Origin of the sequence: Gilliamella sp. N-G2, assembly GCF_002142215.1 — a bacterium.
Lineage (GTDB): Bacteria > Pseudomonadota > Gammaproteobacteria > Enterobacterales > Orbaceae > Gilliamella.
In genome coordinates this window covers 16953-35441 of the sequence record NZ_NAST01000025.1, presented here as the reverse complement: position 1 = coordinate 35441, position 18489 = coordinate 16953, and the positions used below count along the sequence as shown (strand labels likewise).

The following is an 18489-nucleotide window of genomic DNA, read 5'->3' as shown; positions in this document are numbered from 1 at the left end:
TATAATACTAAGTGCCATTCAATAGCGTTAACTACAAATTATGGATATTCCTTTATCTTTGGACATAATAATTTAAATTATTTCATTTGTACTCTGATTTTATGTAAATTATTATTAAGCTAAATAGGTTTCAATGGATACATACAGTTAATATCTATTATAGAATTTCAAAAACCCAGTTTCTCAACTTTTTTTGTACTGATTAAATTTTATTTGATTAAGTGCTATTTAAGGCGAGCATTTCCCACTATTGCAATTAGTCGGTATAATGCCTGCAATTTTATTATTAAGTGGATTATGCATGAAAACGCTATTTGACAAGCATTACACCTAGTTAGGAGTTATCAGCATTAAGTTTGTTCGTTTTTTAATCAGAAAATTTTGTCTTAGGTCGCCTACGCCCTAAGACAAAATTTTTGTCTATTTCCTTTAAAATAAATTTTGTTTCAATAGCAGAATACTATTAATTTTTATGGTGTCACACATACAGCACGATCAGAACGCCTTATCTTATTGACGATTTCCGGTTCTACAACACCAACGTTACCTGCTACGACATAATAACTTCCTTTATAACCATCGTTAGTTCCTTGATATTTACTATTAGTGTAATAACCATAAAAAGTATCCCAGTCAATTCCAGAATAACCACTACATTTAAATGCTCCTGAAGGATCATTGTTATACGAATTACTTATACATCCCCACTCATTAAATAACCCACCAATCCATTTATTACTACTATCACGATAACTAATTTGTCGACGATAAGCAGCTATATTACCAAGTCGGCCAACAATTCCCCCTAACCAATCATACTTCTCATTATTAGCATTGGTAAAATCATTTACATCTGGCACACGATAGCCACTACCTAATTGATCACAAAATGTCTTTGCTTGTGTATATGAATTTATTTTCACATTTGGTTGCACAATATACCAACGTTGTAATTTGAAACTATATAATAGTTTTGTTTTTGATTTATCTGCATAAATTTTAAAAATAGCAGGTTTAAAGCTTTTATTACTACTTAATCTATCAGGACCTTTTAATTTGACTTTCAAAAGTACACTTTTTTCACCTACTGAATTAAATTCCCCCTGCCAAATTGAAGTTGTTGGTGTAGTTAAACTTAACAATACACTAACATCACTACCATTTTCTGAAGTAATGCTCGAACCATTAGCTGCTATCACTTCATCGGGAGTAATACCAACTAACAATAAATAAAAATATAAACCATTTGATCCTGTAGTTGGAAAGTTCAACTCAGGTTGATATAAATTTTGAATTTCAAAACCTTTACTTGTTACCCAATCGGGTCCTTCAACATCAATATCATATTGAGACCATAAATAAGTACTTTTATCAAAAACTAAATTAGGTTGAGCATAGCAGGCATAAATACTTTCGCTATGAGGAGTAAAATAATAGATATGACTACCACCAACAAATTCGCTGCTATTAGGTAATCCATATAAAGTAGATAATTGACCTCCAGTTACCGAAATCGTTAATTTATAAGGACTACGACAAGGATTTAATTGACTATTAGGATTAAGACCAACTTTTTTAGTAATATCAGTTTTAAATGAATCTTCCCATTTTATATTCAAAGTGCCCGTTGCGGTAACTTTGTCATCACCATCATCATCCCCCCAATAATTATAAGGCGAAGCAATTAAGCTATTTATATCAATATTAGGATATTGACTATTACCGGTTGACAAAAGCGGAACATAAGTTTGAATACTTTTAAAAGAATCTATTTTTACTGGCAATTCTATTGGTTTTTTCTCGCTGGAATTATCTTGTGAGGCAGTAATTACTGTTCCGTCTGATAATTTTACAGCAAGTAATGTGTTTGCATCATTAGCTTTGGTAGTGCCATTATCAAATGTTAAATAAGGTTGAGAACCATGAATAGCTTCTGTGGTATAGGCAGTTAAAGCATGACTTTGGCCAACAATAAAAGCTAATGAAGCTATCAGTAAAGACAGTAATGGCTGGCTGGCTGGCTGGCTGGCTGGCTGGCTGGCTGGCTGGCTGGCTGGCTGGCTGGCTTCTAAACATATGTATTTTAACATATTTATCAATCCTTTGTAATATATTTTTCCGTTTTATTTAGAATAATAAAAGTATAGCAGTAAAAATTATAAATTATAAAGAACTTATCTTAATTTGACAAACTTAGCCTAAGGACTTTTTGTTAAGATATGTAAACAATTAAATTGAAATAATTATGATTTGTTGAGAAAAGAATTAAAAAATTAAGCAAAATAATAAGATCTATTTTTTGATAATAATTCTCATGAAAGCAAAAAAATTAGAGGATGTTTTACATTTACCAAAAATCCCTATCAACTTTTTATTCTAATTATATTAGATTTGATTAACTATTGTTTAAGTCAATCATTTCCCACTATTGCAATTAGTCGGTATAATGCCTGCAATTTTATTATTAAGTGGATTATGCATGAAAACGCTATTTGCCAGCACCTCTCGCGGGCTTGAAGAGTTATTAAAAAAAGAGTTAGAAAATATTGGCGCGGTAAGTTGTAAAGTGTCGCAAGGGGGTGTCTACTTTGACGCTGATCAATCAACCATGTACCAATCATTATTATGGTCTCGTTTGGCTTCTCGGATTCTATTACCCATTGCCGAGTTTGATATCTATAGTGACTTAGATCTCTATTCATGTGTGATGAATATCAAATGGTGCGATATTTTTGCGGTCGATAACTCATTTATCATCAACTTTGTTGGCGTAAATGACTTTATTCGCAATAGCCAATATGGAGCATTAAAGATCAAAGATGCAATTGTTGATCATTTTATGCGTCAAACTAATGAGCGCCCAAATGTTGCCAAACAAAATCCAGATATTCGTTTACATGCTTATCTAAACAAAAATCGAGTTAGCTTATCGTTAGATTTAAGTGGTGAAAGTCTACATCAACGTGGTTATCGTCAGCAAACAGGCCAAGCACCGTTAAAAGAGAACTTAGCTGCAGCAATTATTCTCCGTTCAGGCTGGCAAACAGATGAACCTCTTATCGATCCAATGTGTGGTTCAGGAACTTTACTAATTGAAGCTGCGATGATGGCCTCTAATATTCCACCTGGACTGTTACGTAAACAATGGGGATTTTTTGCTTGGCAAGGATTCAACCCGACGCTTTGGAATGATTTACTCTTTAAAGCTAAACATAATGTCCAAAAAACGAAAACCACTTTTATCGGTTATGACAATAATCCTATGGTATTAGAACGCGCCAAACAAAATGCTATCTATGCTGGTGTAGGTGATTTAATTACTTTTACTTTGCAGGACGTAACCCAATTAACCAATCCACTTGATCGTAATTTACATGGCATGATCATTAGTAATCCACCTTATGGCGAGCGGTTAGAAAGCGAACCGGCTTTAGTTGCTTTGCACTCAGCCTTAGGTCGACAAATTAAACAACAGTTTGGTGGTTGGCGATTATCGTTATTTAGTGGTACACCACAACTATTAGATTGTTTACAAATGCGGGCTGATAAACAATTTAAAGCCAAAAATGGGCCTTTAGATTGCGTACAAAAGAATTACTCAATTGCTGATCGCCAATCGGATCAGCCACTCATTAAGCAAAATTTACCCGCAGCCGATTTTGCCAATCGTTTACGTAAAAATTGCCAAAGATTTGAAAAATGGGCGAGCCAAGAACAACTTGAATGCTATCGTCTTTATGATGCAGATTTACCTGAATATAACGTGGCTATTGATCGTTACAAAGACAAAATTGTAGTACAAGAATATGCTGCACCCAAAAATATCGATCCACAAAAAACTCGACAAAGACTTTTTGATATTATCAATGCGACCATGTCTGTACTAGAACTAACCGCTGATCAGTTGGTACTAAAAACTCGCGAAAAACAGAAAGGTAAACAACAATATCAAAAACTCGGACAAAAACAGGATTATTTTTTAGTCCATGAATATCCAATTAACAATAAACAAACTCAGTTTTGGGTTAACGTAGTGGATTATTTAGATACTGGATTATTTTTGGATCACCGCTTAGCCAGAAAAATGATTGGCCAAATGAGTACCGGAAAAGACTTTTTAAATCTATTTGCTTATACAGGTAGTGCTACAGTTTATGCTGGTCTTGGTAAAGCTAAATCAACAACAACTGTTGATATGTCTCGTACCTATTTAGAGTGGGCTGATCGCAATTTAAAGCAAAATGGCTTAACCGGTAAAAACCATAGATTAATACAAGCAGACTGCTTACTTTATTTATCTCAAGCAGATGAACAATTTGATCTGATTTTTATCGACCCGCCGACATTTTCTAATTCTAAACGAATGAACGATACCTTTGATGTTCAGCGTGATCATCTAAAATTAATGAATGATTTAAAACGTTTGCTCAGACCAAATGGTATAATAGTATTTTCGAACAATAAACGTGGGTTTAAAATGGATGCCGATGGTATGCAAAAACTAGGGCTAACATTTCAAGATATCACCGATAAAACTTTATCGCTCGATTTTAAACGCAATAAACAGATCCACTGCTGTTTTATTGTTAAACATCAATAATAAATAAAATACCGCCGCAAGGCGGTAACTTCTTACCACTTATATTATTACTTAAATCAAATTGATCTTTGCAATCTACTATTGATTATTCTGTTTGTTTTAATTAATATGATAAAATAGTTAAATAACTAATGAACTATAAAACTATAAATCAAAAAAGCTAGTTTACACATAGGCCAATACATTAAACATATACATTGAAAGTCCTGTTTTAGCTAAGTATAGCAAAGCAAAAGGTTAATAAAATGCAAGAAAAAAAGGTCAATTCATCAGCTATTATTATTTTAACTTCATTAGGATTTTTCATGTCAATGATAGATTCAATGATAGTCACCACAGCCACTACTGCAATACGGAATAATTTTCAAATATCAGTTAATTTATTACAGTGGTTGTTGAATATTTATAATATAACCATAGCGGCATTATTACTTGTTGGTGTTTCACTAGGCGAAAAAATAGGCAGAAAAAAAGTCTATCTTATTGGTATCGCTATTTTCACTATCGCTTCCATATTTTGTGCTTTATCGAATAATATTATTGAATTAATCATTTCTAGAATGATACAAGCTGTTGGTGCTTGTGTTATGACGCCAATGTCAATGGCTATTTTAACCCATTCATTACCCACAAATATACGTGGAAAAGCATTGGGAATATGGAGTGGTATTGGTGGTTTAGCGCTTATTGTTGGGCCTGTTTTAGGTGGGTTTATTGTCGCTACTTTATCTTGGCAATGGATATTTTGGATTAATTTACCTATAGGTATAATAACAATCTATTTTGCCCATAGATTATTACCTGAAAGCAAAGGCAAAGAAGATAAATTGAACTTTACTGATTTTCTACTTATCACCATCTCTTCAGCGGGAATAATATGGTCATTATCAGAAATAACGACACAAACCTCGCACATTATAACGACTATTACCGGCTTATCTTGTCTAGTACTTGGTATTTTATTTATCATTAGACAAAAAATGACTACTACCCCTATGATTCCGTTGATATTATTTCATTCAAAAGTATTCACTAACGGTAATATCGCAACTTTTTTATTATATGCATCTATGTTTGGCGTATTATTCTTTTTACCTCAATATTTCTTAGTATTTGAAAAAACTAATCCACTGATGGCTGGGTTACAATTATTACCCTGGACAGCAACATTAGTAGTAATAGCACCATTTGCAGGCAACGCTGTAGATAAATTTGGTGAAAAGACTATTGCAACACTAGGATTGTTTTTACAGGGAATCGGTTATTTGCTAATTATTTTTTTAGTTAATTTAACTAATTCATATATAGCTATGGCAATACCTTTAATGATCGCCGGTATGGGGCTTTCAATGGCTGGACCAGCTCTGCAAAAATCAGTATTAAGTGCTGTTGAGCCAATATATTTAGGAAAAGCATCTGGAATATATAATATATTTCGCTTATTTGGCGGTGCCATAGGTACAACAATATCAGTAATTATATTCAATATTTATGGCGGAATAACTAATTCGCTAGCTTTTGCCCAAGGATTCGATGCGGTAATTATCACCACAGGAGTAATATCGTTATTAGGGATAGTTTTTTCACTCAAATTATCAACAAGGAATAAATTACAATAGTTAATAACCCTCTAGCATTAAATATAAGGTTAAATCAACATTTAAATATTTTAAAGACTATCAAAAAAACCTGTAACATATTTATCAAATGTTGATTTATTCAGTTCTATATATTTTTCTCTAGCACTTTTTCTTACATTAATTAATTCAGCTTGTTGTAATAACTTAAAATGATAAGTTCCCGAAGGTTTACTGATACCAACCGCTTGGCCTATTTCACCACAAATGACCTCCGTTCTTATGTTTTTTAAATATTTAATTATTTCAATTCTAACTGGATCAGAGAGTGCTTTGAAAATAAGCACCATTTTTTCATTTAGTTTGTTGTCAATTGAATTATTATTCATAATAGGTGTAGAGTTTAATTATGAGTGAAAACGATTATAGCATGTGATAAGTTTATTCACCTTAAAAAACTCCTTTACTAAACTTTTCTAGTTTGATGGATTTCGGGCGTTATAATTTTGGCTAATTTTAATCTACCTACACGGCAGTGAACTAGAACCCGATATACTATAAATGTTGTTGGCAAAAAGGCAAAGTCTATTTTTACCAATAAAAACCTTTTTTTGAGCTACCCTTCAACATATTGATTTTTTTGAAAATTTTATTTTAAGTCAAAAAAAAGGGTTAGTGATTGGTTATTTTAGATTTCAAAAACCCCTTTCCTCAAATTTTTATTCTTAGAAAGCCAATTATTTAAGTTTAGTCGATAAGTATTAACCTTAATCGCAATAATTGGCTAATTCGACAAGGTTTCCATCCGGGTCTCTTAGATATAGGCTTTTGATATTGCCTTTAGCACCATGTCGTTCAACAATCCCTTCTACAATCGGATAACCTTTTTTTATAATTTCTTTTTTTACGCTTTCAATATCGTCTTCAACAATTAAACAGAAATCTTGGCTTCCATATTCTGGGTGTAATGCCGCTGGTTGAAACTCGCCTTTTTGGGCATGAATATTGATTTTTTGATTACCAAAAACAAAGGCATGGCGTCCGTTGCGTTCGACATGTTTCAATTCTAAAATATCTTGATAAAATGCAATGCTTTTAGTGAGATCATGACTAGTAATGACAAAATGATCGATATTTTTAATTTTCATCAGTATCTATCCTTTCTAGCTAATCTAAAAAAAGAGTATATATTGAAACTATATTGATTATTTGATTTGCAATAATTTTATCGATTAAATAATTATTATAAAACTTAATATATGAATTAACAAATTGTTCAAACAAAACAAAATTTTTAAATATTATCTAAAGCTGTTTCTGATAAAAGAATATCAGACTTAATCCTGATATAAACTTTAAATGATTTTTTCAGATAATGTATACAGATATGAAGCCCGCTCTGTTTATTATCCCTGATAATTAAACCAAAATATTTTTTCATTATCTGACTTTGACAATTTTTCAAAACAATTTCAGTAATACCATCTCTATCAAACTTCATTATAGTAATATTATTACGGATAGGTACAACCAATTTTACTGGCATACTAAAAAGGGGCAAAAAAATACTTAAATTATTTTATTTATCCATCATGATAGGTTCAAATTGATATTCAGTTTTACCTGTTAAAAGTTGATCGATTTTATCCAAAAATTCTGCGACATCTTTATCTTTACGATCTGGCGTATTAGAGCTAAATAAATTGTTTACCATACTATCTAAACTAGCATTAATATAAATCTTATAACCAGGCCCATCATATTCTTGCATATTATAATATTCATCACTTCTTAAATATCTTTCAGGAATTAATTGAAAAAGATTATGATAACCAGTGTATTTACTGTCAGGCTCATTAGCTATGCAGCGACTAACATTATCGTTTCGAATACAAGTTAATGTTGCATATTTAACAATATAGTTTTCAGTTATTTCAAAGCGCATTCTTCCAACCGGTGCTTCCGGTGTTGAATCATAGATAATCATTCTTGCGTTATAAGTATCGAATATTTTGGCGTTAACAATAAAACTGGAAAAAATAAATAACCAACCCAAAAATATCTTTGTTTTCATTATTATTTCTATTCCCCCTTTTATTTTCTTACTATTAATTTTTAGTATTACTTTTTAGTGTATCGTAATAAAGTTGCATTATTTTGCTTAGAAATTCTTTTGTTTCATCATCATTATAACGATTAGTAATATCATCATGATAGCGATAAAAAAAATCATCAATATTGCGATTCACATCATAAAATTCCCATATATTGCAATGACCATCAGTAAAACAACCTTCTATTTTGAACAATGCAAAGAAATTATTATCTCCTCCACCATATTCCCTAAGATCAACAAAATTAGAGCCTGATAAAAATAAAGTTGGAAAAGCCTTAAAAATATTATATTTATCTCGGTACTGAATACTTTTACTTTTTACATCACATTCAAGTTCACTATTGATTAGATAACATTTTGTGAAAGGATATTCAGTTATTGAATCAGCTGTAATTGTATATAACAGCACTTCATTAAAAGGGTAAGCAATTAATTGATATAGATTAATTGATGTCAGGTTTTTTTTATCAAAAATTACTTTAGTCAATGGCGGGATAGTTTTCGGATGAAATTGATATTCACTTTTACCAGTTCGTATTTGTTTCAATTTATCATAAAAAAGTATCATCTCTTTATCATCAAACTCTCCATAATTCCATGAATGACAACGACCATCTACAATACAAATTTCTAATTTAGTTGTACCCATACCATCATATGACATTGGATTAATATAGTTTGATCTTATTAAATATTCCTCAGGAACAAATTTAAAAATATCATGATGTCCTAGATACTCTATATCCTGACCATCTATAGGACATTCTTTATCATTACAAAATCCATGAGGGATAAAAATTGAATCAGCGGTTATTTTAAGAATTAAGGATTTTTGAAAATCATAACCAAGAATATTATGAATAGTAATCGTCGAAATATCCTGACGATTAAATACGTCAGCATTTACAGAAAAACTAAATAAGATTAAAAAACTATAAAAAATATTCCTAAAGATCATAATTCTTATCTATCACCATTGATTCAACTTTATGTACAACTAACGTACAACTAACACTGATGTTTTCGCACCTCGTACCACTCCTGAGGCATTTGAACCCAGCAAGTGTGTTGAGATATTAGGGCGTCTTGAACCTAAAATAATAAGATCTGGTTCAATTTCTTCGGCTAGATGTAAGATCTCATCTCTTGGATTACCAAAAGCGATTGAAAAAGATAAATTTTCCTGTGGTAGATTAATTGTATCAATCAAACGATGTAACCACTGTTCTGTTTGTACAGTAGCTTGATCTTTAAACTCATCAAAACCAAATGAGTAAGCATTCACAATAGCCGATGCAACTGGTAAGGTATGAAAGAAGATAACTTGTGCATTAGATAATTTTGCTAGACACTCAACATGAGGGATCACTTTTTGAGTTAATTCATCTTCAAGCACATCAATCGGAACTAATATTTTTTTGTACATAACGCCTCCTCACAATATTTAAACTTGGCTTTACCATTTTATTGGTGAAGGCCAATGGTATTGGTTCAGTATGATACTAATTTTAAATGAAATCCAGTTGTTACATAACTATCCTAACGTGAATATAAAAGATTGAAATAATTTTTTTGCAAAATCATGACAGAGATCAACTATAGCAAACATTATTTATCATCATGACCTCAAAGTAACGGTAAAACAAACGATATTGTTATTTAGTCTTTACTTATTAGCTCAACATCAACCAATAAGCAATAAACGTCGTTTTCAGATGAGGAACGGGGTTTTTAAAGCTTAAAACATCCCATCATCTCTCCGAAATTGGTCATAAAACTAAAATTAATTAGCTTTAAATATAAAAGTTTATTTCTTGCTGAAAAGTCTGGTGAATCTTATTTAACGACATTAGCAAAGTGCTGACAACAAAGTGAGATTAGCATGACAAACAGGGAAGTTTGACAAGGCTGCGCTTTGTATGGAACAAATACAGCCAGTGCGTTAACAGCGAACGATGGCGGAAGGAAGTCACAACGTGACCACTTGCGTGGTCGCCGCGCGAGTTGGTAAAGAGGGTTCGCGCAAACCCTCTTTACTCAGACGTAATCTCGGTATTGAAATAGCCATCAAACAACAAAACGTCCGAAACTCACCGAATAAAAAAATTTGAGGAGAGGGGTTTTTTAAGACTAAAATCCATCCGTTAAATCACTAAAACTAGTTATCTCATTAGCTAGGGCCAATAATTAAAGTTTATTTTGATAAATCAGTTTAGTGCTTCTCATTTAACGACATTAGCAAAGTGCTGACAACAAAGTGAGATTAGCATGGCAAACAGGGAAGTTTGACAAGGCTGTGCTTTGTCTGGAACAAATCACAGCCGGTGTGTTAACAGCGAACGAAGGCGGAAGGAAGTCACAACGTGACCACTTGCATGGTCGCCGCGGGAGTTGGTAAAGAGGGTTCGCGCAAACCCTCTTTACTTGGACGTAACCTCGGTATTGAAATAGCCACCAAACAATAAAACGTCTAAAATTCAATGAACAAAGATTTGTTGCAATTTCTTGCAGTTTAACTGATTTAGTAGTTAATAAAATTTATCGAAAACAACTGATTGATAAGCCATTGAGACAATAAACCCAAAATCAAACTGACCATCGTTACTGGATAGCTTTATAACACAACTGACAGTTGATTATTGCGGTCATATCGGTTTTAATGCTCATCTTTCCCCATGAATCTTAAGAGAATAGTTGCAATGAGAATTATCTTAGCATCGACATCGCTATCACGTAAAAAAGTATTGGAAAAATTAGCCATTCCGTTTGAGTGTGTACCACCCGTTTGTGATGAAACGCCTTTGCTAAATGAAAGTGCACAGCAATTGGTGGTGCGTTTAGCTAATGCCAAAGCACAGTCGTTAGTGGCTAATTATCCTGATAGTTTGATTATTGGTTCTGACCAAGTAGGTGTATTGGATGATCAGATTGTTTGCAAACCACATACCATTGAAAATGCCCAACAACAATTGAGAAATAGCAGTGGCAAAGCGTTTTACTTTTATACCGGAATGACCGTCATTCATACTAGTACTGGCCAATCGCAAACAATTTGTGAACCGTTTAAGGTTACTTTTCGCCAGTTAACTGATGCAGAAATTGATGCTTATATCGCTAAAGAGATGCCACTACAATGTGCTGGTAGTTTTAAATGTGATGAATTAGGTATCACCCTTTTTGATAAGCTTGAAGGTGATGATATTAATTCATTAGTTGGATTACCGCTGATAAAGTTAAATAAAATTATGATCGATATGGGCTGTAATCCACTACTCTTATAATTAATAATAAAGCTATAAAGGTAATTTAATTAATCAATTAATCTACCCGAAGACATTTTTAACGTTCTTTGGCTATAATTTGCTACATCATTATCATGAGTAACAATTAATAGTCCTGTACCTTGTTGGTGAATCTCGGTTAATAACGCCATAATTTGTGCAGAGCTTTCTTCATCAAGATCGCTGGTAGGTTCATCGGCAATCACTAATTGTGGTCGACAAATCAGCGCACGTAAAATAGCAATTCGACGCATTTCTCCTCCCGACATATTCGCAGGATAAGTATCTTTTAAGTAGCAGATTTTAGCCTTTTCAAGCAGATCCAGCGCATAATTTAAACTAGATTGGTTTTCCCGTTTAGTTAAATAAAATGGTAATCGAATATTTTCCAGTGCGGTCAAATTGGGTAATAAACTACTACCTTGTGGAATGTAGCCAATATTTTGATTACGAAATGCTGATACCTGCTTATCATCAAGTTCAAATAAGTTGGTACCATTAATGGTAATTTTACCTTGAGTCGGGGTCAATAACCCAGCAATCATATTAAGTAACGTCGTTTTACCACTGCCTGATTTGCCCATAATACTGATAAAATCGGTTTGTGCCATTGAAAAACTAACATTATTTACCGCTGAGAAATGTTGCGAACCACGTTGATAATCTTTGCGAAGGTTTTTGACATCCAATAACATTATTCACCCTCTCTTAGTGTTTGATAAGTATCAAATTTAGTCAACGACAATGCCGAATAAATACTAGACAGTGGACCAATAATCAACGTCAACATAAATACCATTAATGCATAAATTAATCCGTCAGTAATGGAAATGTTCATACATGGCAAACCTATCGACTGGCAAATCAATAAGCTAAAGGCATAAATTAATACACCAGCGATCACAATACCTGCAATGCCACCTAAGGCACTAATAATAAGTGATTCTCGCAGTAACATTTTGACCAAATCACTACGAGAAGCGCCTAAAATACGTAATAGACTTATTTCACGTTTACGTTCATTAAGTGATGATGAAAATATCACAAAGATGACAATAATTGCCAGTACCCAGAAAATTGCCGATAAACTATAGACAATAGTTGAAAAACCATTTAGCCACTTGGAAATATTACTTAACATGCCTTTGGTCATCACAAAATCAATATTGTAGTCAATAGCATATTTCGGCATCATCTGATTAACAACATCTTTAGGCTGATAATCAGGATCGACTTTAACAAAAATTGATGATACATAGTTAGCAAAGTGTTCAGTATCGCCTTCAATTAGGTTCGCTTCTTTCATCAGTAACTGTGCTGTCGGGATTGTCATAAATACAGAGGTATCAAAGCCCATTCCGGTACTATCCATTTTGGCTGCGACTTTAAATGGATGATTAAAAAACTTAATTTCATCACCGACATTGGCCGTAATTTTGCTACCAACAACAACCTGATTATTGTTCAATGGTTGGTTTAACTGCGTTTGCAACCAAGGTTTGATCACAAAATCACTTTGCTGATCAAAACCAATTAGTTGTACTTTAGATGTACAGCAACCAGCATTCAATGAAGCGATAAATAGTTGGGGGGAGACAGCTTTAACCCCTTTGATTACTTTAATTTTATCAATCAAATCTGCTTTTAGATAAAAACTGCTTGGTTCACCACGTAACAATGCAACTTCAAGATTTTTTTCATAACCGTAAGGTACAACAAGAATATCCGCGCCTAAACGATTAGCCATACCAGAAATACCTAAACTCAGATTTTTCATTAACACGCTACCGCCAAATAGCGTAGCGGAAAACAGCATAATAATGATAATCAAACAACAACTCCGAAATGGTCGTCTTTGAATGTTTCGCCATGCTAAATTTGCTATAGTAATCGGTTTTTCTTGCATGTTTTAGTTCTCGTTTTCTATATCTTGTTGTATTAAGGCTGATGTTGACTAATGTTGATTGTTGATACTTACTTAATACTGTTTATCTTATTTGTTTATTCACTTGTTTATTCAAATAGAGCACATTGCTAATTGCTGCAATTACTAAAACGATAGCTAATAAAATCAGTGCAGGTTTGGCACCCATATTACAACGCATCATCTCATTGCCACAGACACCGATTAAAATAGTTGGAATAGCTGCCGCTAAAACTGCAGTGCAAGCTAACGCCATACTCAATCCAATACGGACAAATAGTGAGCGACTAAATAGTACTAACGCACCAATGGCAATCACTAAACTACCAATACCAATTTCTGCCCTTGCAGTCCAAAAGCATTTCATGATTTTACCTGGAGTTGAATGCATATGCCCATCCCCTGCCATCGTTGTAGCAGGTATAGCTTGCGCATCAGGTAACGGGCAGACAGGTAAAATATAAAGCGGAAATAAAATAAGTAGCGCCCCGATGAATATAAACAATACAGATGAAACAATGCGATTTTTCATAAATATAGACCCTTTAATCATTAATTATTGATAATACTTGCTACCTTACCATGTTCAAGAACCACCGTAGTCTGCGCATGTTTTGATACTTCAGGCGAATGCGTAACAACGATGATTGTACTTCCTTCTTCGTGAAGTTGATGTAGTAAGTTCATAACCATTGCTTCATTACTTTCATCTAAGTTACCAGTTGGCTCATCAGCTAAAATCAGTTTTGGATAATTAATTAATGCTCTAGCAATACAGACCCTTTGCTGTTCACCACCAGATAATTGGCGCGGTAGATGTTTGGCCCGTGCCGCAAGTCCAACTCGTTCTAATGCTTGTAAGGCTTCTTTTTCATCTACCATACTGTGATAATATTGCGCCACCATTACGTTTTCTAATGCAGTTAAATAGGAAACAAGATGGAATTGTTGAAAGATTAGACCAATCTTATCACGGCGAATTTCCGTCAGCTGTGGTAATGACAACTGGGTGATATCTTGTCCATCTAAAATCACAGAGCCTAATGACGGTTTATCCATACAACCAATAATATTCATTAAGGTTGTTTTACCACTGCCTGATGGTCCCATAATAGATAACCATTTACCCTCTTCAACGGTTAAGTTAACTTCAGACAAGGCATGTAATGAGCCATAGATTTTAGAAACATTATTCACTTCGAGCATATTCATACTTTACTATCCTATTCGCCACGTAAAACTAATGCTGGTTCAACTTCAAGTGCACGTTTTACTGGAATCAAACACGCAATAATGGTTACCACAGCCGAAATAATAATCGTTGTTGGTATTAAATAAAATTCAATAACAATTGATCGCCCAAATACATTAGCACTGATTATTTGAGCAAAGATCAGACCACAAATTACTCCAATCACACCACCGACAATACCTAAAATTAATCCTTCGGCTAAAAATTCTTTGGCAATACTTTTGTTAGTTGCACCAATAGCTTTTTTCAGACCAATCTCTTTACGACGCTCCATAACGACCGTCATCATAGTGGTGGCAACACAGATCATTGTCAAAATTAACACCACCATTGTGACCAAATAGAGTAAAGATGACAGTTTACCAAGCACCGATGCTTCCGATTGTGTTACCCATTTTATAAGATGGGGTTCGACCGTGCTGGAATTATCTTTAATGGTTTGAATATAGCGCTGTAACTCATCTTGCGTTGCCGTAATACTTATTTCGACCACTTCGGCTTGATTGTTTTCTTCGAGTAACGTTTCAAGATCATTGAGTTCAATAAAGATAAAGTTATCCTCAGCTCGACCGGTTTTGACGATGCCGGTAATAGTTAATTCTTCATCGAAACGCGAATTTTGTTTAGATTTTCCTGAAATTGGTATGGTACTACCAATGCTAAGCTTAGCAAAATGGGCAATATCGGTACCGATCATAATTTCATTTGGATTTTTCGGCACTTCACCTTCTATTTTCCAATAAGGGCTAGTATTGATAACTTGATCAAACTGGGTGCCGACAATGGTATAAGGCTGTTGATTACTGCGGATAGAGTCATAACGAAATGGGGTAACCCCTAATACCTTATCTTGCGGTAGTAAGCTAACGGCTTTTTTTACTTCGGTCATTGGCATGGTAGGTTGATTATTAGCCGGCATCAACAGCAGATTGGCACCATAAGAGCGAAACTCTTGTCCCATTTGTCTTGGGATATCATAACAAAGTGTAACCATACCAAGTAAAACGGTTGCTCCTATCGCTACACCGAGTAGAGCAATAGCAATCCGGGAACGACGGCGAATTAACGAACTAAGCAGCGTTTTTAAAATAAAGCGTTGATTTTTATTCATCATCATTTAGCCTCACTTACCGACCATGCAATACATCGGTTGGGCGTAAAAACATCATAATACGTAATGCCGGTAAGCTACCTAATAATGTAATCATGCTTACCATAATTAACACCAGTGGAATAATTATCATCTTAGGTTCAACAAACGAACCAAATACCGTTTGGCCAATAATTTGTGCAAAACCAAGACCGACAAAATAACCTACCATCCCCCCGAGTAAAGCAATAATCAAAATTTCAGTAAGGATTAACATCGCTACCGAAATATTTGTTGCCCCTAACGCTTTTAATAAACCAATTTCAGTACTACGCTCAATCACATTGGCAGTAACTAAATTGGATATTGCTAGCGCCGAGCAGATTAAGGATAAAACAGTTAACAATAGCATTAATAACTGCGTTTTTTGTAAGATTGATCCTTCTGATTCAGCGACTTGCATAATTGCTTTAACCCTAACATCGGGCATTAACTCCTCCAATTGATAGGCTATCGAACTGATATAAGCGGTACAGTACCATGTATCCCATTCGGTGCGAGATAAGCTATTTGGATCTTGTGCTGCTTTACGGGCTAAATCATTTTCGGGCGTGGTTAATGCACTCACCTCTACCCGTTCAACCAAACCATCTTTATTAGCCAGATTTTGCGCGACAGGAAGTGACACATAAAGCTCTGCATCTTCGATTCCTCCGCTATGGAAGATATTATTTACAGTTAAAGTAACTTTTTTATTTGTTAATGGTGAAATTAGCTCAAGGCTATCGCCTAGTTTCAGATTCAATTGCGTGGCAATAGTCTCACCCACCATGACTCCTTGCAAATTATCATCCTTCATAGTGTTGCCTTCAATTGACCACCATGACTTCATGGCTAACATGCCAGTGTCAACCTCATCACCAGTTGGAATAGTCAGATGTTTATTAAACCAAGTTCCAACGAGGGTAACTGGTTTATCATTAACTGTTACTTGTGTAGTAAGATAAGGTGCAAAATCAACAATATTATATGCCCAGAAGATCATCTTAATCTTTACTAAATCATCTTGCTTGATATATTGAATAGCAGCTCGGGTATCAGCATTATCCAGTTGATATAACTCATTAACCAATGCAGCCCCTTTGGGAACGATATTTAAGTTAGCACCGTAGGCCTTTAATTCTTGATTAACTTTATCACCGACATCAAACATTACATTCAACATGGCAGTCGCCAGCGACACACCTAAAGCAACGGTTAAGGCAATTAAAAATAGCTTCTTTTTTTGACGAACTAACACGCTAAGTAACATTCTACGAAACATATTTTCTTCCTTTTAAAACCATTTACTTAAAACGACTTTTTTCAGCTTCAAGATGCGTAGGTCGAATAATCATATTGCCATCTAAAATTTCATATTTAAGTGGAACGGGATTACAACCACCAGAAAAACCAATAGTCGCAATATTCATCACGACATCACATAAAATACAGACAACTTGATTTCCTCGTTGATAATAACCACTTGCCCCACAAATATCACAAGCATCAAAACCAACCCCATAGGCATTTTCGCTTTTCTTAATCACAATAAATCTTACTAATGTGCCATCGGTTGTTTTATAACCATAACGATGCAAATTGCCGTCATTAACTTGTTCTAATGGAATAACAATTAAACCATCAGCATTTGGCGTAACAGGTTCAGCAGGGGTGAGTTCGACCCCTTTTTCAAATATATAACGAGCACGAGTGACGGTATAGGCAGTAATAGCCACTCCCGCCATTAACAATAATGATGTACGACGATCACGGCGTAAGCTTGCTTTAAGTTTGCGTATTTGGGCTGGATTATTACCAACCAGCGAGGTGGTTTTTGCTTTGGCATATAATAAAACAGTGAGTAGTAATACCAACACCATAAAGATAAAAGTAAACAAGTTGACATGCGCTAAAATAAAAATCACCAAATCCATCATCCACTGTTGCGGTGAAATAAATCGTCTGACAATTAATATTTGTAGTAGATTAATGCCGTTTTGAATGGTAAAGATAATAATGGCAAATGTCGCAATCACCACCACCAATCGAGTTGATAACCTAGCGCAAAGGCGATAAATCAACCAGCCAATTAAACCACAAACTAATAGAGCAAAGCCATAACCAACCCATTTAAACAGATAATCATTATTGAATATTGACTCCATGCCAACATCAAATCCAAATGGGTAGAGTAAAATATTCGGTAAGCATTGAGCTGTAATCAGCCCTATAGCAACAACTGTTAATACAGCCAATAGAATCTTAATAACAGGTTGTTGAAACGAATTTCTGAGCGACCAGCAGATAAGCAATGGAATGACAATGATGCACCAAGGAATAATCACACTAAGGTCATAGTACTCTCGAACAGCAATACCGGTATTACGCTTTAAGATTGCATAAATGATTGCCGCCAGCATTCCCAATAAAAAACCAATGAAAAGATATTTTTTACCACTATATAGGTTTGACTGAACAAACACTGCACTAACAAGTGCCAATATGATCACAGGTACAAAAGTATTATCGGTAATACTGATAAGATATTGGAGCATAACGATTGCCTAAAGATTACAACGTATATTGGCGAGTTGTTATACTCGCCAA

At 34.2% G+C, this 18489-nt stretch carries 17 protein-coding genes; 4 read left to right on the top strand and 13 right to left on the bottom strand.

Annotated elements, in window-relative coordinates; translation table 11 throughout:
* Positions 1-470 precede the first annotated feature (470 nt).
* Positions 471-2090, bottom strand: coding sequence for a hypothetical protein (locus B6C99_RS10700; protein WP_086359816.1), 1620 nt, complete (start codon positions 2088-2090; stop codon positions 471-473).
* A 389-nt stretch (positions 2091-2479) separates the two neighbouring features.
* Between B6C99_RS10700 and rlmKL the strand changes: the two genes are divergently transcribed.
* Both rlmKL and B6C99_RS10690 read left to right on the top strand, forming a co-directional pair.
* Positions 2480-4600: a bifunctional 23S rRNA (guanine(2069)-N(7))-methyltransferase RlmK/23S rRNA (guanine(2445)-N(2))-methyltransferase RlmL gene (gene rlmKL, locus B6C99_RS10695; protein WP_086359815.1), complete on the top strand. Its 2121-nt coding sequence runs from the start codon at positions 2480-2482 to the stop codon at positions 4598-4600.
* 245 nt (positions 4601-4845) lie between these two features.
* Positions 4846-6219, top strand: a complete 1374-nt coding sequence (locus tag B6C99_RS10690; RefSeq protein ID WP_086359814.1) for an MFS transporter — start codon at positions 4846-4848, stop codon at positions 6217-6219.
* A 50-nt stretch (positions 6220-6269) separates the two neighbouring features.
* Here B6C99_RS10690 and B6C99_RS10685 read toward each other — a convergent pair whose 3' ends face one another.
* The 5 genes from B6C99_RS10685 to B6C99_RS10660 all read right to left on the bottom strand — a co-directional run bounded on the left by B6C99_RS10685 (position 6270) and on the right by B6C99_RS10660 (position 9719).
* The gene (locus B6C99_RS10685; protein WP_086359813.1) at positions 6270-6566 is read right to left on the bottom strand and encodes a helix-turn-helix transcriptional regulator; all 297 of its coding nucleotides are present in this window, start codon (positions 6564-6566) and stop codon (positions 6270-6272) included.
* Positions 6567-6944: 378 nt separating this feature from the next.
* On the bottom strand, positions 6945-7325 hold the full coding sequence (locus B6C99_RS10680; RefSeq protein WP_086359812.1) for a VOC family protein: 381 nt from the start codon (positions 7323-7325) through the stop codon (positions 6945-6947).
* Between the two features lie 431 nt (positions 7326-7756).
* Positions 7757-8251 carry a hypothetical protein gene (locus B6C99_RS10670; protein ID WP_086359810.1) on the bottom strand — a complete coding sequence of 165 codons (495 nt, stop codon included), beginning with the start codon at positions 8249-8251 and terminating at the stop codon, positions 7757-7759.
* Positions 8252-8285: 34 nt separating this feature from the next.
* A complete protein-coding gene (locus B6C99_RS10665) occupies positions 8286-9251 on the bottom strand; it encodes a hypothetical protein (protein WP_086359809.1) in 966 nt (321 codons plus the stop codon).
* A gap of 39 nt (positions 9252-9290) precedes the next feature.
* Entirely contained in the window at positions 9291-9719 is a 429-nt protein-coding gene (locus B6C99_RS10660; RefSeq protein ID WP_086359808.1) for a universal stress protein, read from the bottom strand.
* Positions 9720-10269: 550 nt separating this feature from the next.
* Between B6C99_RS10660 and B6C99_RS13570 the strand changes: the two genes are divergently transcribed.
* Positions 10270-10404 (top strand): hypothetical protein, encoded by a 135-nt coding sequence (locus tag B6C99_RS13570; protein ID WP_256363511.1) that lies wholly within the window; start codon positions 10270-10272, stop codon positions 10402-10404.
* Positions 10405-10992: 588 nt separating this feature from the next.
* Positions 10993-11574, top strand: a complete 582-nt coding sequence (locus B6C99_RS10655) for a nucleoside triphosphate pyrophosphatase (protein WP_086359807.1) — start codon at positions 10993-10995, stop codon at positions 11572-11574.
* Positions 11575-11603: 29 nt separating this feature from the next.
* Here B6C99_RS10655 and B6C99_RS10650 read toward each other — a convergent pair whose 3' ends face one another.
* The 7 genes from B6C99_RS10650 to B6C99_RS10620 form a co-directional block, all read right to left on the bottom strand.
* A complete protein-coding gene (locus tag B6C99_RS10650; protein WP_086359806.1) occupies positions 11604-12269 on the bottom strand; it encodes an ABC transporter ATP-binding protein in 666 nt (221 codons plus the stop codon).
* Positions 12269-13480 (bottom strand): ABC transporter permease, encoded by a 1212-nt coding sequence (locus tag B6C99_RS10645; RefSeq protein ID WP_086359805.1) that lies wholly within the window; start codon positions 13478-13480, stop codon positions 12269-12271. The genes B6C99_RS10650 and B6C99_RS10645 overlap by 1 nt, the downstream gene beginning before the upstream one ends.
* Positions 13481-13562: 82 nt before the next feature.
* Positions 13563-14030 carry a DUF4418 family protein gene (locus tag B6C99_RS10640; RefSeq protein ID WP_158092471.1) on the bottom strand — a complete coding sequence of 156 codons (468 nt, stop codon included), beginning with the start codon at positions 14028-14030 and terminating at the stop codon, positions 13563-13565.
* A gap of 20 nt (positions 14031-14050) precedes the next feature.
* Entirely contained in the window at positions 14051-14710 is a 660-nt protein-coding gene (locus B6C99_RS10635) for an ABC transporter ATP-binding protein (protein WP_065563564.1), read from the bottom strand.
* An 11-nt stretch (positions 14711-14721) separates the two neighbouring features.
* Positions 14722-15861: an FtsX-like permease family protein gene (locus tag B6C99_RS10630; protein ID WP_216819458.1), complete on the bottom strand. Its 1140-nt coding sequence runs from the start codon at positions 15859-15861 to the stop codon at positions 14722-14724.
* A 16-nt stretch (positions 15862-15877) separates the two neighbouring features.
* Complete coding sequence (locus B6C99_RS10625) at positions 15878-17164, bottom strand: ABC transporter permease (RefSeq protein WP_086359802.1); 1287 nt, start codon at positions 17162-17164, stop codon at positions 15878-15880.
* A gap of 22 nt (positions 17165-17186) precedes the next feature.
* The gene (locus B6C99_RS10620; protein WP_086359801.1) at positions 17187-18437 is read right to left on the bottom strand and encodes a Fe-S-containing protein; all 1251 of its coding nucleotides are present in this window, start codon (positions 18435-18437) and stop codon (positions 17187-17189) included.
* Positions 18438-18489 lie beyond the last annotated feature (52 nt).